This is a genomic window from Mucilaginibacter sp. GW822-FHT03E02, assembly GCF_058801545.1.
On sequence record NZ_JBXANJ010000001.1, the window covers coordinates 5,813,313 to 5,833,232 of the forward strand.

Annotated in this window: 18 protein-coding genes and 1 pseudogene; 3 read left to right on the forward strand and 16 right to left on the reverse strand. The window is 42.4% G+C overall.

Going from position 1 to position 19,920, the window contains the following annotated elements:
• Window positions 1-9: 9 nt before the first annotated feature.
• The 8 genes from AC1RM2_RS24145 to AC1RM2_RS24180 form a co-directional block, all read right to left on the reverse strand.
• Complete coding sequence (locus tag AC1RM2_RS24145) at window positions 10-963, reverse strand: hypothetical protein (protein WP_492987677.1); 954 nt, start codon at window positions 961-963, stop codon at window positions 10-12.
• Between the two features lie 61 nt (window positions 964-1,024).
• Window positions 1,025-1,579: an RNA polymerase sigma factor gene (locus AC1RM2_RS24150; RefSeq protein WP_492987678.1), complete on the reverse strand. Its 555-nt coding sequence runs from the start codon at window positions 1,577-1,579 to the stop codon at window positions 1,025-1,027.
• A 27-nt stretch (window positions 1,580-1,606) separates the two neighbouring features.
• Window positions 1,607-2,572, reverse strand: coding sequence for a transketolase family protein (locus tag AC1RM2_RS24155; RefSeq protein ID WP_492987679.1), 966 nt, complete (start codon window positions 2,570-2,572; stop codon window positions 1,607-1,609).
• Between the two features lie 109 nt (window positions 2,573-2,681).
• Window positions 2,682-3,527, reverse strand: a complete 846-nt coding sequence (locus AC1RM2_RS24160; protein ID WP_492987680.1) for a transketolase — start codon at window positions 3,525-3,527, stop codon at window positions 2,682-2,684.
• Window positions 3,528-3,583: 56 nt separating this feature from the next.
• The gene (gene bcp, locus AC1RM2_RS24165; protein WP_477382307.1) at window positions 3,584-4,045 is read right to left on the reverse strand and encodes a thioredoxin-dependent thiol peroxidase; all 462 of its coding nucleotides are present in this window, start codon (window positions 4,043-4,045) and stop codon (window positions 3,584-3,586) included.
• Window positions 4,046-4,059: 14 nt separating this feature from the next.
• Complete coding sequence (locus AC1RM2_RS24170) at window positions 4,060-5,781, reverse strand: M23 family metallopeptidase (RefSeq protein WP_492987681.1); 1,722 nt, start codon at window positions 5,779-5,781, stop codon at window positions 4,060-4,062.
• A gap of 414 nt (window positions 5,782-6,195) precedes the next feature.
• Window positions 6,196-6,807, reverse strand: coding sequence for a fumarylacetoacetate hydrolase family protein (locus AC1RM2_RS24175; RefSeq protein ID WP_492987682.1), 612 nt, complete (start codon window positions 6,805-6,807; stop codon window positions 6,196-6,198).
• Between the two features lie 265 nt (window positions 6,808-7,072).
• Complete coding sequence (locus AC1RM2_RS24180) at window positions 7,073-7,537, reverse strand: T9SS type A sorting domain-containing protein (protein ID WP_492987683.1); 465 nt, start codon at window positions 7,535-7,537, stop codon at window positions 7,073-7,075.
• A gap of 471 nt (window positions 7,538-8,008) precedes the next feature.
• Between AC1RM2_RS24180 and AC1RM2_RS24185 the strand changes: the two genes are divergently transcribed.
• Together AC1RM2_RS24185 and AC1RM2_RS24190 are read left to right on the forward strand one after the other, a co-directional pair.
• The gene (locus AC1RM2_RS24185) at window positions 8,009-9,958 is read left to right on the forward strand and encodes a KUP/HAK/KT family potassium transporter (RefSeq protein ID WP_492987684.1); all 1,950 of its coding nucleotides are present in this window, start codon (window positions 8,009-8,011) and stop codon (window positions 9,956-9,958) included.
• Between the two features lie 264 nt (window positions 9,959-10,222).
• The gene (locus AC1RM2_RS24190) at window positions 10,223-10,849 is read left to right on the forward strand and encodes a phosphatase PAP2 family protein (protein WP_492987685.1); all 627 of its coding nucleotides are present in this window, start codon (window positions 10,223-10,225) and stop codon (window positions 10,847-10,849) included.
• Window positions 10,850-10,935: 86 nt separating this feature from the next.
• Here AC1RM2_RS24190 and AC1RM2_RS24195 read toward each other — a convergent pair.
• From AC1RM2_RS24195 to AC1RM2_RS24210, 4 genes and pseudogenes are all read right to left on the reverse strand, one after another.
• Window positions 10,936-11,199, reverse strand: a pseudogene (locus AC1RM2_RS24195) (endonuclease domain-containing protein); the annotation flags it as partial.
• Window positions 11,200-11,217: 18 nt separating this feature from the next.
• Window positions 11,218-11,361, reverse strand: coding sequence for a hypothetical protein (locus tag AC1RM2_RS24200; protein WP_492987686.1), 144 nt, complete (start codon window positions 11,359-11,361; stop codon window positions 11,218-11,220).
• 83 nt (window positions 11,362-11,444) lie between these two features.
• Window positions 11,445-11,876: a DUF5655 domain-containing protein gene (locus tag AC1RM2_RS24205; protein ID WP_492987687.1), complete on the reverse strand. Its 432-nt coding sequence runs from the start codon at window positions 11,874-11,876 to the stop codon at window positions 11,445-11,447.
• A gap of 11 nt (window positions 11,877-11,887) precedes the next feature.
• On the reverse strand, window positions 11,888-13,822 hold the full coding sequence (locus AC1RM2_RS24210) for an amino acid permease (protein WP_492987688.1): 1,935 nt from the start codon (window positions 13,820-13,822) through the stop codon (window positions 11,888-11,890).
• Between the two features lie 80 nt (window positions 13,823-13,902).
• Here AC1RM2_RS24210 and AC1RM2_RS24215 point away from each other — a divergent pair, with 80 nt between their 5' ends.
• On the forward strand, window positions 13,903-14,568 hold the full coding sequence (locus AC1RM2_RS24215; RefSeq protein WP_492987689.1) for a phosphatase PAP2 family protein: 666 nt from the start codon (window positions 13,903-13,905) through the stop codon (window positions 14,566-14,568).
• Here AC1RM2_RS24215 and AC1RM2_RS24220 read toward each other — a convergent pair whose 3' ends face one another.
• The 4 genes from AC1RM2_RS24220 to AC1RM2_RS24235 all read right to left on the reverse strand — a co-directional run bounded on the left by AC1RM2_RS24220 (window position 14,569) and on the right by AC1RM2_RS24235 (window position 19,833).
• On the reverse strand, window positions 14,569-15,234 hold the full coding sequence (locus AC1RM2_RS24220; protein WP_492987690.1) for a hypothetical protein: 666 nt from the start codon (window positions 15,232-15,234) through the stop codon (window positions 14,569-14,571). It lies immediately after the preceding gene.
• A gap of 227 nt (window positions 15,235-15,461) precedes the next feature.
• A complete protein-coding gene (locus AC1RM2_RS24225; protein WP_492987691.1) occupies window positions 15,462-17,681 on the reverse strand; it encodes an alpha-galactosidase in 2,220 nt (739 codons plus the stop codon).
• Window positions 17,682-17,757: 76 nt separating this feature from the next.
• Window positions 17,758-17,898: a glycosyl-4,4'-diaponeurosporenoate acyltransferase CrtO family protein gene (locus AC1RM2_RS24230; protein ID WP_492988272.1), complete on the reverse strand. Its 141-nt coding sequence runs from the start codon at window positions 17,896-17,898 to the stop codon at window positions 17,758-17,760.
• 231 nt (window positions 17,899-18,129) lie between these two features.
• Window positions 18,130-19,833 (reverse strand): M3 family oligoendopeptidase, encoded by a 1,704-nt coding sequence (locus AC1RM2_RS24235; protein WP_492987693.1) that lies wholly within the window; start codon window positions 19,831-19,833, stop codon window positions 18,130-18,132.
• Window positions 19,834-19,920: the final 87 nt, after the last annotated feature.

A 19,920-nucleotide genomic window follows, 5' to 3' on the forward strand; every position in this document is an offset into this window, starting at 1 on the left:
AACTCCTTATTAATTAGCATCTATATAATCCGACAGATTCTCGTCTACGTTCGAGCTATTACTTTTCTGATTGGCATCTATTAACGTGCGGGTATCGCTTGCGTCGCTGTGCAATTCCAGGTAACTTTTTATTTCATCTACCGGTACAGACGACACCTGCTCATGTAAAAATGAGTGGTTATGGTCCGGAACAGAATTGCCCTTAAGCAAAACAGTAATGCCTATTAATACCGCGAAACACGCAGCAGTAGCATACCTGAATGTACCGGATGCCAGCATCTTGCGCACAATACTGCGTTTATCAACAGCCTGTTTAAAGTTGATAACATTGTCGGTTTCTTCAACCTCAACGGTTATAACCTCGTTAACTGTTTTATTTAAAATGTTTTGGCTTAGCTGCTCAAAATAATTTGCCGGCACGGTAAAGGTTTCGGCATCATTGTTCATCAGCTCCTCTACCGCTATGCGGCTTTGGATATTGCTGCTTAACTCGTCAAAATAATTTTCAGGGATCGCAAAACCTTCATCCTGGCCATCTATGTATTCTTCGATAGCCACCCTGCTTTGGATGTTGTTATTCAATTCCTCGAAATAGTTTTCGGGAACGCTAAAACTCTCAGCGTCATTATTCACGTATTGCTCAATGGCAATCCTGCTTTGGATTTGGCTGGCTTGTTCGTCAAAAAAATTTTCGGGCGTAGTAAAACCGGTTTCTTCAGTACCTAAAGCTGCCTGGATATTAATGCGGCTTTGTATGTTGCTGTTTAATTGTTCAAAGTAATTTTCAGGAATAGTAAACCCTTCGGATGAGCTTTTAAGCTCTTCCAGCCTGATGCGTGATGTTATGTGCTGCGCTAATTCATCGAAATAGCCAGCAGGCACTAAAAACGGGTTGCTTGCGCCAACCTGCTTTAGTGACTTATAGTCATCCAGCCATTCCCTATTGTCCATATCGCTTTTCATACATAACTATAGATGAACAAAGTGCTAAAAGGTTTAACGTAATTCTGAATTAATTCTGAATTTAATCTTTCGAGATTAAATATGCCTCTATCTTCTTGACTGCCAGGTGAAAAGATGCTTTTAAAGCACCTACACTTGTACCCAATACTGCCGAAATTTCTTCATACTTCATATCCTCATAATATTTCATGTTGAATACAAGCTTTTGTTTTTCGGGCAGGGTAAGTAATGCCTCCTGCAATTTACGCTGTGCCGCATCGCCATTAAAATAACTTGAATCGGCCAGCGTATCGGCAAGTTCATACGCAACATCATCCAACGAAACATTATTTTTAAGTTTTTTCTTATTCAAAAAAGTAATGCATTCGTTGGATGCTATGCGGTACATCCAGGTATACAGCTGCGCGTCATTTCTGAAGCCCAGCAGATTTTTCCAAACTTTTACAAAAACATCCTGGGTAAGGTCGTCCGCATCGTCATGATCAATAACCATGCGCCTTACGTGCCAGTAAATTTTTTGCTGGTATTTTTTAAGCAACAGGTTAAACGCTTCATTACGCGTCCGCTCGTCCTGGAATTTGCTTAAAATCTCTGAATCTTCTACCTGCACCAACATTTTATAATTTTTATAGTTAAATGCTAATTAAGCATTTTTGTTTTTTCTTTCGATAACCTTTTTAACGGCCAGCACAATATGTTCTGCATCTAAACCGTATTTGGTCATCAGTTGCGCAGGTGTGCCGCTTTCGCCAAAGCTATCGTTCACCGCTACAAATTCCTGCGGGGTAGGGTTGTTAACAGCCAGCAATTGCGCTATGCTATCACCCAAACCACCAAGGCGGTTATGCTCTTCGGCAGTTACCACGCAACCTGTTTTAGCTACCGATTTTAATACCGCTTCGGCATCCAAAGGTTTGATGGTGTGGATGTTAATAATCTCGGCATCAATACCTTCTTCTGCCAGTTTTTCGCCTGCTAAAATAGCTTCCCAAACCAGGTGGCCGGTGGCAAATATACTAACATCTGCACCTTCATTTACCATCCACGCTTTGCCGATCTCGAATTTTTGGTCAGGATCTGTAAAAATAGGAACAACCGGGCGACCAAAACGCAGGTAAACCGGGCCTTCATATTCGGCAATAGCCATGGTAGCCGCTTTGGTTTGGTTATAATCGCAGGGGTTAATTACTGTCATTCCGGGCAGCATTTTCATCATGCCTATATCTTCCAATATCTGGTGGGTTGCACCATCCTCGCCCAAAGTTAAACCAGCATGCGATGCGCAAACTTTAACGTTTTTGTTGGAGTAAGCTATTGACTGGCGAATTTGATCATATACACGGCCGGTAGAAAAGTTGGCAAAAGTACCTGTAAAAGGTATTTTACCACCAATGGTCATACCGGCAGCAATACACATCATGTTTGCTTCGGCAATACCAACCTGTACAAAGCGCTCAGGAAATTCTTTAATAAAATCATTCATTTTTAACGAACCGATAAGGTCGGCGCAAAGTGCAACCACCTGGTCGTTTTTTCTGCCGGCTTCCAGCAACCCGGCGCCAAAGCCCGAGCGGGTATCTTTTTTATCTGTATATGTGTACTTTTTCATAGCCTCACCCAACCCTCTCCAAAGGAGAGGGCTTTTTGATTTAATTGTTGATAATGTTTTGTTAATTTATGACATGCCTTTACACTCCCCCTTCAGGGGGCCGGGGGGCTCAATAGTCGCCCAAAGTTTCTTCTAACTGGGCCAATGCCAATTTAAGCTGCTCGTCGTTAGGGGCAATACCATGCCATTTGTGGCTGCCTGCCATAAAATCAACGCCATAACCCATTTCGGTGTGCATTAATATCATAATAGGTTTGCCCTGGCCTGTGCGGCTTTTAGCCAGCTCCAATGTTTTAACAACATCGGCCATATCGTTACCTTTCATTTCCAAAACATCCCATCCAAAAGCTACCCATTTGGCATGCAAATCGCCTAATGATAATACCAGGTTGGTTGGCCCGTCAATTTGCTGTCCGTTAACGTCGATGGTCGAAATTAAATTATCAACCTCGTTGTGCGGTGCAAACATGGCTGCTTCCCAAATTTGTCCTTCCTGTAACTCGCCATCACCGTGTAAAGTGTATACTAATGATTTATCGCCATTCAGTTTCTTAGCCAAAGCCGCGCCAATAGCAACAGATAAGCCCTGACCTAATGAGCCAGATGCAATGCGTACTCCCGGTAAATGCTCATGCGTGGTAGGGTGGCCCTGTAAGCGGGTATTTAGCTTACGGAAAGTTGCCAGTTCTGCTTTATCATAATAGCCTGCGTGTGCCAGGGTGCTGTAAAACACCGGCGAAATATGGCCGTTTGATAAAAAGAAAAGGTCTTCGCCAATACCATCCATGTTGAATTTAGGATCGTGGTTCATCGCCTCGAAATAAAGGGCGGTAAAAAAATCTGTGCAACCTAATGATCCACCTGGGTGGCCCGATTGACAACCATGTACCATACGTACAATGTCGCGCCTGATTTGCGACGCGGTTTTTTCTAAGTCTTGAATTGTTGATTTCATTATTAATTTAGGAAACTGAACGGCTAAAGTAAAAATAATTATTGTTCTTTTAACACTTATTTTACTAAGTCGAGTACTTGTTGTGATGAGTTCTTGGTATCTACCTTGCTGATAACGTGGCTAATAGTGCCATCGCCATCAATAATGAAGGTAGTGCGGGCGGTGCCCATGTATTGCTTGCCGTACATATTCTTCTCTACCCAAACGCCATAGGCCTCTACAATAGATTTTTCTTCATCGGCTATAAGGGTAAAAGGAAGGCTGTATTTGGTTTCGAATTTTTTATGCGATTTTTCGTCGTCGGTGCTTACACCAATCACTTCGTAACCTTTGCTTAGTAACGATTGGTAGTTATCCCTGAAATCGCATGATTCTGCAGTACAACCTGGGGTATCGTCTTTGGGATAGAAATATAAGATTACATTTTTGCCCTTATAGTCAGATAACGATACGGTTTTTCCGTTTTGATCTTTGGCTGTAAAATCGGGGGCTTTATCGCCTTCTTTTAATGTTGACATAGTTTTTTGAGGTATTATCTGTAAAAATTTGCGGTAAAATCTGCAAAGTTGCTTTTGTTATCTACCAGAACCAGTTTAAAGGTATGCTTACCCGGCGTAATATCGCCGCCAAAGGTATAACTTAGAATTTTAGTTTTATAATCCAATTCCATTAAAACCCACTTATTATCAATGGTTCCGGTGTAAGTTTTAATGCCCGAAAGGTTATCGCTCATCCTGAAACTGATGGTGCGGGCGGCCTTCATATTACTGCCATCCTTTATATTTAGCGGGTGAATCGCCGGTGGCACGGTATCCAGTTTAATAAAATAATCGCCAAAGGTGCTGGTCTGGCTTTTTACCCAGCCCTCCTGGTAGTAACCCCCCACGCAGCCCATTGTGGTGCTTACAATAACAGCCTTATCAGCATACTTGCCCAAATCAACCTCGGGTTTTATCCACAGCTCATAGTTTTCATGAATAGGGGTAAGGCGGTTATGGATATGATGTATGGATGAACAGCCTCCTATTGGTTTTGGAGACATAGAATAAATAAAGTCCAGGTCATCATACAAATTTCCGGGCATCACGGTAACCTTTACCTTATCGGTACTAAACTCGCTCTTTTTATCGTAGTGGAATAAAGTGCCGGCAATTTTGTTGGCCGTTGCATTAAACGGGCTTGCCTGTACTTTTAATGTTAAGGTTGATGTGTTGCCGGCTACATCTTTAACAACGTATTCAACTTCGTGCAGTGCATTATCATTAAAGGTGATGATGCCCCGGTTTACCGATTGCGGGTACAACGAGATATGACTGCCCGGCATAATAAAGCATTTTTGCATCCAGCGTCGCTCCAACGTGTATGATGGATAATCGATATAAGCGTTGATGGCATGGGTTTGATCGAACGCGAAACGCTCTACCGCGAACGTATACACGGTTTGGCCATCCAGCTTCAATTCCAGTGAATAGATGCCATTGTGATTGGCCGATGTGCTGTTCATATCGGTGGTATTGATGCCGAAACCAATGTTGCCACTTAAATGGAGCACCTGTGGTTTTATAAGGTGATAATTGCCCGCTGCCCCGGTAACGCCCATAAACTCACGCGGTGTTTTCTCACTGAAGGGATTGCCATTAAGGTGATAAATGCCGATGGAGGTAATGGTAGGCGGTACCTGGTCGGGAATAGTTAAGCCGAACAATTGCGGGTTGATGGTTTCCTCGGTTTGGGTATCCCTGATCTCGAAATGTACATGCGGACCGGCTGATGCGCCTGCATTTCCGGAGATGGCAACCACATCATTTTTACAAACGGCTACCTGCGTAGGCCCCAATTTAAAATCGGCCTCGAAGGTTTGGTGCTCATACCGGTAAGCTTTTACCAACGTCGCCACAGCAGGCGTAAACGCTTGCAGGTGACCGTAAACCGTTGTATAACCATTCGGGTGCGTAATATAAATAGCCCTGCCGAAGCCGCCAAACTGAACCCGCACCCGCGAGATATAGCCATCATTTACCGCGTAAACCGGGTAGCCGGTGCGCTGATTGGTTTTAAAATCGAGCCCGGAGTGGAAGTGCGCGGGCCGCAATTCGCCAAATGAACCGGCAGTGGTACGCGGCAGCAGATCAAGCGGGTAACGGAAATAATTTTGTGGGTATGGCCTGCTTTGTATAGTAGCGGTTTGCGCCGGCAGGTGTGTGTAGATGCCTAAAAATAATATAGAGAGGAGAACAATTGTTTTTTTAACCATGCTTGATAGCGGAATAATTTTAATTAGATAATATAAAAATGACATCGTAATAATCCTGTCATGCTGAGTTTCTACCTATAACATGTTTAATCTCCCTGTCATCCTGAGGAACGAAGGATCTATTTTTCACCATGCTTACAGCCCACAAAGTTCGCGAATATATGCTTCGTACCTACCCATGACATATCCAATTTCCCTGTCATCCTGAGGAACGAAGGATCTATCAGTTGTGCATGACCGATAGAAAAGTTCGCGAATAGATCCTTCGTTCCTCAGGATGACAGTCTTTTATTTTTGAATGTCATTTCCCATTCAGAATCCGCGGATTTTACCACTCAGCATGACAGTTCTTTATTGCATGTCATTTCCCCTTCAGAGTCCGCAGGATTTACTATTCGGAATGACAGGCGGATCCTACTTCACCCAAAAATCCAGCATTTTTTCATCCTCAATATAGCCTTCCAGTCTGTCGCCAACCTTTACCCGGCCTACGCCTGCAGGTGTGCCGGTAAATATCAGGTCGCCCTTTTTTAGGGTGATGTAGCGGGACACAAAAGCGATGATACTCTCGAAGCTGAAAAGCAACATGTTGGTATTGCCCTGCTGGCGGGTTTCGCCATTAATATCCAGCTTAAAACTGATATTGTAGATATCGGCAAATTTTGATTTCGGCACAAAGTTGCTGATTGGCGCCGAGCCATCAAAAGCCTTGGCCAGTTCCCATGGTAAGCCTTTTTCTTTATGTCGGGCCTGGATATCGCGGGCGGTAAAATCAACCCCCAGGCCTATTTCGTCGTAATAACCGGCGGCAAATTTCTCGCCAATATGCTTGCCTTCCTTGCTCACCTTTAGCACCAGTTCAATCTCGTGATGGATATCTTCCGAAAAATCTGGATGGTAAAATGGCTTATTATCTTTTAAAAGTGCGGTGTCGGGCTTCATGAAAATAACCGGGACAGTTGGCACCGGGTTATTTAACTCTTTGGCATGTTCGGCATAGTTGCGCCCTATGGCAATAATTTTCATATATACGATATGCTTAAATGCCAAAGCTAAAAAAAAAGGTTGAGTTCAGTGCTTCGCGTCATTGGTCATTTCGCTTCGCTGTCATTAGTCATTGGTATCTGCATAGTTTGTGAAAATAGTTTGAACTAATTAAAACAATAAAAGGTGAGGTCAATTGCCACTAATGACTAATGACTAATGACTAATGACTAATGACTAATGACTAATGACTAATGACTAATGACTAATGACTAATGACTAATGACTAATGACTAATGACTAATGACTATAAAACAGAAATGCGTTTGATAACCGATTCGGTACCAGCTACTACGCGTACAAAATAAAAGCCCCGGGTAAGCTTGTTATTAATTTGGTAGTTTATGTTATGGTCGCCGCCTTCAACGCGCTGGTTAAATACGGTGGTAATATCGTTGCCTAAAACATCCATTATTTTAACAGTAACATTGGTGTTGCGGCTTATGGTATATTTAAGATTAAGCTGATCGGTTACCGGGTTGGGGTATAGCTGCACATCATTTAACAATTTGTCATCAGGCCGTGATACATTTACTTTCGCTGTTGATGTTACTGCCGGTTTCAATGGTGGCAGTGCCAGGTGAAGTCCATTTTTCAGGTAAGAAGGTTTACCGCCTTTAGTTTTGGTTACGTGATAAACGGTATCGCTTTTTAATTTATTAGCATCGGCTTTTTGAGGAGACGTAACCCCTTTGGCAAATGCAAAATTCATAAAAATTGCCATCGCAATTAATACGGACCATGCATATGTGTAAGTAAAAGGGTAAGTAATTTTTCTCCTCATTATTATGTTTCCGTACAAAAGTATAAATAATGCCCTCATGGCCTAAGATATTGACGTTTTTGTTAATGTTTTTAACAAAATTTAACAATGAGGACTGTTTTATAGTATAGACTGACTAAACCCTTATACGTTTAATCCTTATTTAAGTTTGATTGAAATAGTGTTTTTTATACATTTATTAAAGGAATTCAAAAAGATAGCTTTTTGCGTTTTTTTTATTTGATTTATTAATATTTAGTGATTATACCTCATTGGGTTTCAATTACTTCATTATTGATCTATAAATAGCCTGAATTTTTGCGTTTTTTATAAAAAACTTCTGAATTATTCATGAACTCTTGATAATTTGACTTTGAAATGTAAAAAATTAATATTTTTGCCGTCTCAAACTAACACATAGTGTCAAATCATAAAGATCTGCAAAAACTGTCGGCAGCCGGCCTGCTCATCAGTTTAGGAATAATTTACGGTGATATTGGTACCTCGCCATTATACGTATTCAAGGCCATTGTTGGCACCAACCACATTTCCGAAACATTAATATTAGGCGGAGTTTCGCTTATTTTCTGGACGTTAACCCTGCAAACTACCCTAAAGTATGTGGTGATAACATTGCGCGCCGATAACAAAGGCGAGGGTGGCATTTTCTCGCTGTTCTCGTTGGTGCGCCGTAAAGCCAAATGGCTTATAGTACCTGCCGTTGTAGGTGGTTGTGCATTGCTTGCCGATGGTATTATTACGCCGCCCATAACCATATCGTCGGCTATTGAGGGTTTGCAAACCTATTACCCCAATTTACCTACTGTTAAAATAGTGATAGCCATTATTACCGGGCTGTTTATTATACAGCAATTTGGTACATCGCTGGTAGGTAAGGCATTTGGGCCAATTATGTTTATCTGGTTTACCATGATGGGCGTACTTGGTATCTCCTATATCGTACATTCGCCAGGCATCATTAGGGCGCTTAATCCTTACTACGCATATGAATTATTAAGCTCAACAAATAGCCACAACGCGTTTATTATATTGGGGGCCGTGTTTTTGTGTACTACCGGGGCCGAAGCGTTATACTCAGACCTGGGGCATTGCGGGAAATCAAACATCCGCATCAGCTGGATTTATGTTAAAGCGTGTTTAATTCTAAACTACCTTGGCCAGGCGGTTTGGTTGTTGCAAAGTAACGGATCGGTGATGGACCTTAACGTGAACAACCCCTTTTATAAAATAATGCCGGAATGGTTTTTGATATTTGGTATCGGTATCGCTACCGTAGCCGCTATTATTGCCAGCCAGGCGTTGATATCGGGATCGTTCACGCTGATTGCCGAGGCTGTAAGGCTTAACCTTTGGCCAAAAGTGAAAATCAATTATCCATCTGAGCAAAAAGGGCAATTATATGTGCCCAGTGTTAACTGGCTGCTTTGGGCCGGCTGTTTGGGTGTAGTGCTAATATTTCGCCATTCGGATAAAATGGAGGCAGCTTATGGTTTAAGTATCACTGTAGCCATGTTGATGACCACTATACTGGTATCAAAATTCCTGAAAAGGAAAAAGGTGCCAAATTACATCATCAATACATTTTTGGCAATTTACCTGGTTATTGAAGGTACTTTCCTGACGGGTAACCTGGTTAAGTTTTTGCATGGTGGCTGGTTTACACTTTCGATAGGCTTTGTATTGTTCACGGTGATGTGGACATGGCACACTGCCCGTAAGATCAGGAACCGTTATGTTAAATTTGTTGGAATTGATGATTATTACAACATCATTAACGAGTTGAGCGCTGATGAAAGCGTGCCTAAATACGCATCGCAACTGGTGTACTTAACCAGCGCTAATTTTAACTCGGAAATTGAATCGAAAATAGTTTACTCCATTTTACAGAAGCAACCAAAGCGGGCCGATGTGTATTGGTTGGTTCACGTTGATGTGGTGGATGAGCCTTACAAACGCGAATATGAAGTTGACTTTTTGATTCCTAATAAACTGATCCGTATCGATTTTAAATTGGGTTTCCGGGTTGAGCAGCAAATTAACCTGCTGTTCCGTAAAGTGGTTGAAGACCTGGTTAAGAAAGGCGAAGTTGATATCACCAGCCACTACAAATCATTAAATAAGCATAAAATTGTAGGTGATTTTAGGTTTGTGGTGATCGAGAAAATTTTCTCCCGCTCGCACAGCTTATCATTTTATGAGCGCTTTATTATGGATTTTTATGTTTACCTGAAGCATTTAAGCCTTTCGGAAGAACGTGGCTTTGGCCTGGATTTAAGCTTTGTTACGGTTGAAAAAGTGCCGTTAATGTTATCGATACCTGATGCCATTGAAATTCATAGGGTAAATTAGGACTCGTCCCGCTATCTCCAAGGAGAACGCTCGGATTTGTAGCTGTTTTTTACTAAATAGAACATTTAAATAAAGCCTTCCTGTTGGGGAGGCTTTATTGTTTATAGCTATTTTGTGCTGATTTTTTCTAAGTATCATTGTCGTGACGAAGGTTAACGCCTGGTTTTTTGAACTTTCTCTTTTTGGTTAGGGTAGGGTGAGGTAAATAAATTCAGTATTACTACAGATTGTTTTCACATATTTACAAAGCTGAAGTAATATCCTGTGAACAAAAAGATACAATTAACCTTATTAGCCCTGTTTTTTGCAACTGGTTTATTTGCCCAGGGCGCCGATCTTAACCTGCTTAAAGCTATTAACGGGCCGCCAAGTGGTGCCGATAGTAAATGGAAATTTATAAGCGATAAAGCTGTTATAGTAAACGTAGCCGCCCCGATAAGTTTAGTTGTTGCCGGCTATATTAACCACGATGATAACCTTAAAATAAGCGGTTTGCAAACAGCCGCTTCGTTTATTGTTGCCGGTAGCGCAACTTTTGCAGCAAAAAAAATATTTAACCGCGAGCGGCCTTTTGTTACCCACCCGGATGTGATATATGCCAAAGAATATCCAACAGACCCGTCATTCCCGTCGGGGCATACTGCTTTTGCATTTTCGACAGCTACATCCTTAAGTTTGGCCATTCCTAAATGGTACGTTATAGCGCCATCGTTTGCATTTGCCAGCGCGGTAGGCTATTCAAGAATGTACCTGGGCGTGCACTACCCAAGTGATGTTTTGGGCGGGGCAATAGTTGGCGCTGGCTCAGCATATCTTACCTGGAAGTTGCAGAAATGGATTGTGGGGAAGAAGCCTCACCCTGCCCTCTCCAAAGGAGAGGGTTCTTACTAAACGCGTAATATACCTCTAAGAACACCACGTATTTTTCTAAAATTCAAGCTTTTAAACCCAAACCAATACCAAGGGAAGAGGTCTGACTAAATTTTTCTGTTGGGTTGTTTATCTAATACTTCTTTGATATTCAGAAACACATTTTGAGGATACCTTAATACTTGGTCATTAGCAAATCTTATGACGTCAAAACCTAATTCATTTAAAACTGCCGTTCTTAAATCGTCTTGTTCCTTGGTAAACAGATGATATCCGCCGTCTACTTCAATGACCAATCCTTTCCCTAAGCAAACAAAATCAGCAATATAACCATTAATGGCATGCTGCCTTCTTATTTTATAGCCGGTTTTATTATTCCTTAAAAGCTGCTACATCATGTTTTCTGCTTGGGTAGGGCGTAGCCTGTTTGCCTTTGAATTCTCTTTAAGGATCTCCCATAAAAGGAGGTCGGCAGTTTCGAACCCTTGCCATTTGCGTTTATTACCGGTAATATTTACATCGTTTTTACTCATGGAACTAATTGAACCGATTATATGTTAGTCATGAAATCAGAATCTATTATTTGAACGGGATGCGCCGAAACCAACCCTGCAAATCAAAAGCCCTCTCCTTTGGAGAGGGTTTGGGTGAGGCTTAGTTTCATATACTCCCTCACTTCCTCATTAATATCCTCTTTAAAATACATCCGGAAATAATGATTGTGCTGGTTAGTGCCCGGTACCGTTTTTATTTTGCTGAAGCAGAGGTTATCGGCATATATTTCATTAAACGGAAAAACCACATCAATAAAGTTTTTACCTAATTGGGTCACGTAGGCAAAATTTGTGCGCAGGCCAAGTGCTATCATACTTTTAGTAGGATAAACTTTTATAGGGGCCATGGCTAAAAACTCTTCCACCAGGAGATCAAACAACTCAACCGTATGGGCAGATTTGCCATTCAAAAAATCGTCCAGGTTACGTTCGCGACAGGAGTGTACCTGGTTGGTATTTCCAAATTCGCGGCTACAAATGGGACATATCCACATAAGGTTATTGGTTAGGCGGTTTTAGCCTCCCTACCTAATACACTGTTTTTGTAGCTGTAGGTAAAGTAAATAACCAAACCTATTACCAGCCATATCAGGAACCGTAGCCAGTTGGTGTAGCCAAGCTCGGTCATGAGGTAAAAGCAGCTCATGAGCCCTAAAACGGGTATCAGCGAGAAGTTTTTGAGGAAGCTATATACAGCAATTATAATAATGAGAATAAAGAACAGATAATTAGGGAAATTGTACAGGAAGCCATCAAAGCCAACATGGTATTTTTTTAGCTCGCTGATAGGTGTTGCCCGTAACGCGCTGTTAAATCTATCTTCTTCCAGGTCTTTAAAATATTTTTTTTGTGAAGCAGTGTCGGCAAGGGTAGGGGTGCCGGTGTTTAGTTTAACAACAGAAGCGTATACGGCCTTTATTTCGGCTGCATTAAGGGCGTCAATAATGGCGGGTTTTTCTCTCAGTTTCTTAAACTGCATCATTTCAACCTGGGGGGCGGGTTTAAAGTAAACTATCGAGCCCAGGATAATGATAGTTATCAATGGCACTATGTATTTGCCATTGGCGTATGGTAAATGAAATTTGCCTTTAACCGCCTCTTCGCGCGGAAGTAATAAAACACCGCCACAAACCAGTACAAAGGCAAATAAGGTGCCTATACTTGTTAAATCGGTAACCTCGGTAAGGTTCATGAATAAGGCAGGTATTGCCACCACAAAACCTGTAATTACAGTGGCAAAGGCGGGTGTATGATATTTAGGGTGAATGCGGGAAAACGCTTTTGGTAGTAAACCATCGCGGCTCATGCTCATCCAGATACGGGGTTGCCCTAACTGGAATATTAATAGTACGCTTGCCGTTGCTATTACCGCGCTTATGGATATCACGTAGCTTACTTTATGCAAGCCAACTTTAGCAAATACAAAAGCCAGCGGATCGCCCACTTGCAAGTCTTTATAACTTACCATGCCGGTAAGTACCAGCGCTATCAGGATATACAAAACGGTACAAATAATAAGGGAATATATCATACCGCGTGGTAAGTCGCGCTGCGGTTTTTCGCATTCCTCGGCCGTGGTCGAAATAGCATCAAACCCGATATAAGCAAAAAATACACCCGAAACGCCTTTCATAACACCGCCAAAGCCATTAGGCATAAATGGGTGCCAGTTGGCCGGGGTAACGTAAAAAAAGCCCACTACAATAACGGCAATAACAATCAGTATCTTTAGGATTACCATGGCATTGGTTGCCTTTTTTGTTTCGCGGATACCAATATAAACCAGGTAGGTAATAATAAAGACAATTCCCAGGGCCGGCAAATTGGCTATCAGCTTAAAATTACCTAAACCGGGTGCATTATCCCAGGCAATAGCCCCCGCTTTCAGCCTGTCGGCAATATCTGCAAGTACTGCCCCATGTTTGGTTACAGCTTCGTGCCCTCTTAAGGCCGAAACATAATCCATAGTAAGGTATTTAGGTAAATGAATATTAAAACCTTCAAGCAGGTTTACAAAATATTCACTCCATGATATAGCTACAGCAATGTTGCCAATGGCATATTCCATCAATAAATCCCAACCAATTATCCAGGCTATCAGCTCGCCAAAAGAAGCATAGGCGTAAGTATAGGCGCTGCCCGCTACCGGTATGCGCGATGCAAATTCCGCATAGCATAGTGCCGAAAATCCGCAGGTAACGGCAGTAACAATAAATAAAAGTGAAACAGCCGGCCCTCCGTGAAAAGAGGCTTCGCCAATGGTGCTGAAAATGCCTGCCCCAACTACGGCGGCTATCCCCATCAGGGTTAAATCTTTTACGTTTAATTCTTTTTTTAGCTGGGAGTTTACTGTGCCGGGATGTTCGCTATCGCTGAAACCGCATTCAACATCATGTAATATTTTCGAGACCGATTTTTTACGAAATATGCTTTTCGACATTTAATTTAAATAATAAGTGCAACCTATTCCCAAACATAATCATTTTTTTGCATTAGATAAGTATATGCTTACTTTGCATCATGAAGATAGGGGTACGAGATGTTTTATACAGGATAAGGCCATTTTTTTTACTTTACCTGATTGTTTTGTGTGCCTGTTTGGTTATCAAACTGCTATATACCCGCGAGCAGATTTTTTTTGCGGTAAACGGCTGGAACAGCCCCTGGGCCGACTATATTGAACCCTACATGACCGACCTTGGCGACGGCCTTACTGCGGTTACACTTTCATTGATTTTTCTACTATTTAGCTATCGTAAATTCCTGCTGCTGGCATCAAGCTATCTTTTAACCGGGTTTGTGGCCCAGGTAATTAAATATTTTGCCGATGCACCAAGGCCCAGTTTATATTTTAAAGACCAATGGGCACCTGTACATACAGTTAAAGGAGTAGAAATATTAACGTATAATAGTTTTCCTTCGGGGCACACTACCAGTGCATTTTCGGCAGCGGTGGTGCTGGCCTACCTGGCAACAAAAAAAGGCTGGGGTATCCCAGCCTTACTCATGGCCATATTAATTGGCTATTCAAGAATGTACCTTACCGAGCACTTTTTTGAAGATGTTATAGGTGGTTCGGCTATCGGGGTGATAGTTACTGTTTTGTGGCTTACCTGGCTGGAAAACAAGCAGTTTATTCATTCCGAAAAATGGCGTACCGGGTTAATTAAAACAGTTTTTAAATAATTACCCTTCGGCAGCAAGCCTTTTTTTGCGTCGGATGGTTACCAGTACAATAATAATAATGAGTGGCAGCCCGCCATATAGCCCAACTTTCACTGGGGTTGATAAACCTTTTGCGTTTGAAATATACTGGTCGTTACGTTTCAAATCGGGCGCTACTTTAATCGAGTTCGAAAATTCGTTTAGCTCGGCTTTGGCAAGCTCGGTCCTGGCTTCGGGATAATAGTATTCAAAAGTATATGTTACATCCTGGGTGTATAACAAAATAAACTTTCTTAACTGGGCCGCTTCGCCGGTCGATCCGCTGTTATCAATTCTTAGGGTAAACACCCGTGCTTCCAGGTTGCCAATGGTAGTGTCGCGCGGGTTCATGATACTACCATTACGCGATTGTTTCCTGACGCCATCGGCAAAAGTATTAAATACCTTTTTCAGGTCCCGTTCTTTATTCAGCGGCTTGTTGTTGGTTGCGTTTTGAGCGCGTATTACACTTATAAATCCGAGGGCGGCGGTACCCTGAAAAATTTGTTGACCTAATGTATCTTTCTTGGTAAAGCTTGCTGGTAAAGAGACCGTAACCAAACTATCAATCTTTACGGGTTTAAGTACCTGACTAAAACCTAAAGTCGCAAACAGGACGAAGCTTAAACTTAAAATTGTCTTTTTCATAGATTGTTTAACTATAAAAAGAGCAAACAGTTTTAAAAATAATCAGTAATGACGTTTTTTGACGATAATGACGAAATGGTAATTGCTTGTTTTTTAATTGGTTGGATAATGGTGATTAATGAGTAATTCAAAAGCGCTATAACAATAATTGCCTGTTAATCCAATACGTGCTTAACCCCGTTTAACTTATGAACTGATTTTTCTAATTAGTTGTGCCGATGGTATTATCAGTCTATCAAATACCAGGTATAGCTTTCGGCATCTATTGTAAAAGTTAATTTGGCGGTATAATCGCGGTTAAGTTTTACGTTGATTTTCGATTTTCCCTGCTCCAAAAATGTTGCCGATTGCGTAAGCCCCGTGTAATAAAGCGGTACTTTGATGGTCCTCGTTATTTTTTGTTTCAGCGGATTATACAACATCACAAGCCCTTTAACCGGTAGCTGAGGGTTTACATGCATAATGCCATCCCAATCGCGCCCATCGGCACGTCTTAAATGAATGATATCTGAGTTAAGAATGTCGCGATACTTTTTATACCAATTAATTACTCCGGTTACGGTTTGCTTTGTTGCAGGGCTATCGTACAAACGCGGGCCGCGATAGCAGGCCTGCACCCCTGCGCCATAATATTGCACCATTAAGGCTTTATAATCCTTTAGATGATCTTTTAGTGGTTCAAGCACGGCCTCGGGGCCGCCTCCCTGGTATTTGGTAAGTGGCACAAACCCCCACACCATTGATGGAATTTCGTTCCAAAGCCCATCGAAAATGTTTTGCCTGTTCAGTATCACCTGCTGCTCGCGTGAAAGCGAAAAATTCACTTCGCGGTATCCAATGGCAATTTTGTTGGTGCCATCTAAAAAATACCAGTCAGGGGCATTAATATAAACACCCCGGTTGTTTAGCCAGTGGTACAGTTCTTTTTGAATAGCCATTTGTTGCCACTGGCTATCTTCTAAACCTTTATGGCCCGGATGAGTGGTTGATGCGCAGACATCGCCAGGGTAGGGGCCATCGTTTTCCCAGATATCAAAACCGGTTGCAGCATAAAACTTTTTAATTTTATCGCGATAGCCCAGTCCCCATTTACTGCCATAACAAGGTGCGTTACCAAAAAGTGCGCCGCCCGGTTTGCCGGTTTTTGGATCGATAACATCATCCGAATCACTTATGCGCCGGGAACTGAACAACGAATAGCCGCCAATTTTAATATTTTTACTATGCGCGTAATCGGCCAGTGTTTTCCACCGGTTTAAATTTTGTATAGTGGTATCTTCCTGGTTTATCTGGCTGCCAAAGCTCATAATCAAGGCCTCATAACCAGTTGCTGCGCATTGATCAACGGCGGTGCGTACCTCATCGTCGTTTTTGCTTACCAGGTGCATGAAAATAGGGTTGGCGGTAACCCAGGGTGCGATGGTGCGGTACATTTTGCGTATGGCCAGGCCGCGGCGCTCGCGGTCATAACTATCCATCAGCAATTCATAGGTTTGTATTGATGTAAAATCTTCGCCAGGCTTTAGCTGTACACCAAATACCCTTTCGGGATACACTTCAAGCAGGCAAGGTGTTTGATAATCATAGTTAACCTGCGATGTGTAGGCTGGGTCGGCCTTCCAGTGCGTGGTTTGGTCGCTAAGAATGTAGCGCATGGCATTGTTAAACGCGTAATTGCTTTCAAAGTAAATGCCGCGCGGCGGCTGCATTTGGGTTGTGCTGCCAACTACGGCGGTTTCTTCTTCTACCATGCCCAGTATTTCGTTAGCTACCTGGCCAACTGTAATGCTGCCTGTCGACTGGTTTTGAATGCTAACCCATTTACTGATAAGCGGCAGGCCATCATAAATGCTGTAATGTACGTTTACAACAATGTCTTTTAAATCATGAAGTGCCGATTGGTAAACAAACGTGATTGTTTTGCCGGTAGCCTGTTTTTTATTGGTGGCCCACCAGTCATCACTTTTCCAGTTGATGATAGTTTTGATGTGGCTTATCTGGTAATGGCTGAATGTGAAATCCTTATCATCGGCTTTAAGCTCGTCCAGCTGACCGGGAACCAGGTAGGCATTTTCCTTTTGACCATACAGGCCGCCAACGTTATAGCTTTTGCCATTTACCTGGATGCGTGCTTCGGGTTTTACCGAACGTAATAACTGCTGATGGTTTTGCAGGTTAGTAAAATCGTAACAGGCAACATTGGGCGTAATGCGGAAGCTTCGCTTTAGTAAGCCATTGTATAAAATAATGTTTTTGCCGTCGGCAGTTTGGTATATGGCAGCTTTTTCAAGTGAGGGTTTAACCAGCCAATCTCCGGATTCATCCGCCTCGGCAGCGCCATTCCAAACGGGCAGCGATTGGGCATACAGCGGGGCTATATTTTGGCAAGCACCGATAAACAGGCATATGGCGGTTAAGCGGACTAAAAGTGATTTAGCTGATTTCAAGTGTTTAGCAATTGGTTGGCATAAAAATAAGATATGTTTAATGCATTAAGCAAGCTACAGGTATATAAACAGGTATTTAGATGTTGTTGCGCGTCATGCGCGTTAACCTTGCCCTGTTGTATTGCTGCAATAATATAGGACAAACGTTGTATGATTTGTATGAAGGAGACGCAATTATGCGATTTCTACCTTGGGAGAGATAAATTTGATAATCAATGTCTTACAATGATGCGTTTGTAAGTTATTGACTGTCAGTATAAAACTACCGTCATTGCGAGGTACGAAGCAATCCCGAGCTATGAGGACTTAGCATGTAGGAGATTGCTTCGTGCCTCGCAATGACGGATGTTTAGAACATTCGTTTAACTATATCCGTTACACGTCATAACGATTCTTTTTAGGTTTTGCCTAATGGATACTCGCAATGACGGTTTTAATAAGAACTCTTTTACCCAATCTTATCCATCTCGCCCTTTACAAACTCGGCCAGTTCTTTCACATATTCAGCGCTGAAATCAAACTTAATTCCCGCGGTTTCGTAAATTTCTTTGATGGTTTTGGTATAGCCAAGTTTCAGGGCATCCAGGTATTGCTGTAAGCCTTTTTCGGGGTTTTCTTTATAGTTTTTCCATACCGCGATAGCACCTAACTGGGCCATGCCATACTCAATATAGTAAAACGGCACTTCAAAAATGTGCAATTGCTTTTGCCATAGGTTTGCTTCGGCATCGGGATGTTCGCTCCAATCTACAAAACCGGCGCCAAATGGCTCATAAATTTCCATCCAGGCGGTGCGTCGGTCGGTATCGGTATGGTCGGGGTTGGTATAAATCCAGTGCTGAAACTGATCTACCACGGCCACCCACGGCAGGGTTTTTAACACGTCGAACAGTTGATCGCGTTTGGCGCGTTTCAGGTCTTCTTCGTTATCAAAAAAAACATTCCAGTTATCCATCGAGATCAGCTCCATCGACATAGAAGCCAGTTCGGCAACTTCGGATGGGCAATGTTTAAAATCATTCAGCTCCAGGTCGGCAGTAAGGAAGGTATGTACCGCGTGCCCGCCCTCGTGTACCATGGTGGTTAAATCGCGGAAGGTGTTGGCCGAATTCATGAAAATAAAAGGTGCGCCGGTTTCAGATAGCGGGTAGTTGTAACCGCCCGGTGCTTTGCCTTTGCGGCTTTCTACATCAAACAGGTTATTATCCTTCATGATCTCTAAACGCTCGCCCAGGTATCGGTTAATGTTACTAAAACACTGGATTGATTTTTCGATGAGGTCGGCTCCATTTTGAAACGGTTTCAGTGCCGGCTTACCCGATACATCTACATCCATATCCCATGGTTTTAAAGCAGGTAAATTAAGCGCTTTCTGGCGTTTTTCGGCCTGTTCGTGCAGGATAGGAACAATCTCCTTTTCGATTGCTTCATGGAATGCATAGCAATCCTGCGGCGTGTAATCAAAACGGCCCAATGCCTGGAACATATAATCCCTGAAATTTTCGAAGCCTGCATTCAGCGCCACTTTATGACGAAGTTTACGCAGGTGGTCAAAAAGGGTATCCAGTGTGTCTTTTTCCTGTAAACGGCGGCCGGTTATCTTTTCCCAAACTTCCTGGCGCTTAGCGCGATCTGTGCCTTTTAAAAATACCGATGCCTGCTCCAGGGTATATTCCTTATCATCAATATGAACCGACATAGCACCGGTTATCGACTGGTATTTTTGCTGCTCCACCTGGATCTCGGTTTGTACCGGGATATTCTCTTCGCGGAAAAGCTCTAAGCTTTTTTTTATTGCCCGCAAAAATACAAAATACTTTTCGCCGTCTAATTGGTCGATATAAGGACTTGCAACCAGTTTTTTATTCAATCCGTTATCGTAAGGCGCTATTTTGGGCGAAATTTCGGTAGCGAAGTACTGGAAGCTTTGCAACAGCTCTTCGCTGGTGGTGTCGCAGGTCATGCGAATATAGCGCCAGGCCGAATCTTCTTCTAAAGCGGCTTCCAGTTCGCTCCTGTCATGCAGCCATTTTTCCAGTTCCTGGGCCGAGTTTATGGGGCGGTCCAATAATTCTTTGTAAAACGGTTCAAGCGTTTCCCATTTAATGTCAAGCGTAGCCGGGATATATTTTCTTGTTTTTTTGTGGATCATAATTTTTAGATGTGCAAATTTGCAGTTATGCAAATGTGCAGATTATTTAGGAAGTTGGGAAGTTGAAAGTTTGAAGATGTCACTTAC

What these genes read in the sequence shown, in the direction of transcription:
- AC1RM2_RS24170 (WP_492987681.1), bottom strand. Translation starts at nt 5,781, where the DNA reads ATGGTTAAAAAAACAATTGTTCTCCTCTCTATATTATTTTTAGGCATC.
- bcp (WP_477382307.1), bottom strand. Translation starts at nt 4,045, where the DNA reads ATGTCAACATTAAAAGAAGGCGATAAAGCCCCCGATTTTACAGCCAAA.
- AC1RM2_RS24155 (WP_492987679.1), bottom strand. Translation starts at nt 2,572, where the DNA reads ATGAAAAAGTACACATATACAGATAAAAAAGATACCCGCTCGGGCTTT.
- AC1RM2_RS24175 (WP_492987682.1), bottom strand. Translation starts at nt 6,807, where the DNA reads ATGAAAATTATTGCCATAGGGCGCAACTATGCCGAACATGCCAAAGAG.
- AC1RM2_RS24160 (WP_492987680.1), bottom strand. Translation starts at nt 3,527, where the DNA reads ATGAAATCAACAATTCAAGACTTAGAAAAAACCGCGTCGCAAATCAGG.
- AC1RM2_RS24180 (WP_492987683.1), bottom strand. Translation starts at nt 7,537, where the DNA reads ATGAATTTTGCATTTGCCAAAGGGGTTACGTCTCCTCAAAAAGCCGAT.
- AC1RM2_RS24235 (WP_492987693.1), bottom strand. Translation starts at nt 19,833, where the DNA reads ATGATCCACAAAAAAACAAGAAAATATATCCCGGCTACGCTTGACATT.
- AC1RM2_RS24205 (WP_492987687.1), bottom strand. Translation starts at nt 11,876, where the DNA reads ATGTGGATATGTCCCATTTGTAGCCGCGAATTTGGAAATACCAACCAG.
- AC1RM2_RS24220 (WP_492987690.1), bottom strand. Translation starts at nt 15,234, where the DNA reads ATGAAAAAGACAATTTTAAGTTTAAGCTTCGTCCTGTTTGCGACTTTA.
- AC1RM2_RS24200 (WP_492987686.1), bottom strand. Translation starts at nt 11,361, where the DNA reads ATGAGTAAAAACGATGTAAATATTACCGGTAATAAACGCAAATGGCAA.
- AC1RM2_RS24150 (WP_492987678.1), bottom strand. Translation starts at nt 1,579, where the DNA reads ATGTTGGTGCAGGTAGAAGATTCAGAGATTTTAAGCAAATTCCAGGAC.
- AC1RM2_RS24210 (WP_492987688.1), bottom strand. Translation starts at nt 13,822, where the DNA reads ATGTCGAAAAGCATATTTCGTAAAAAATCGGTCTCGAAAATATTACAT.
- AC1RM2_RS24215 (WP_492987689.1), top strand. Translation starts at nt 13,903, where the DNA reads ATGAAGATAGGGGTACGAGATGTTTTATACAGGATAAGGCCATTTTTT.
- AC1RM2_RS24145 (WP_492987677.1), bottom strand. Translation starts at nt 963, where the DNA reads ATGAAAAGCGATATGGACAATAGGGAATGGCTGGATGACTATAAGTCA.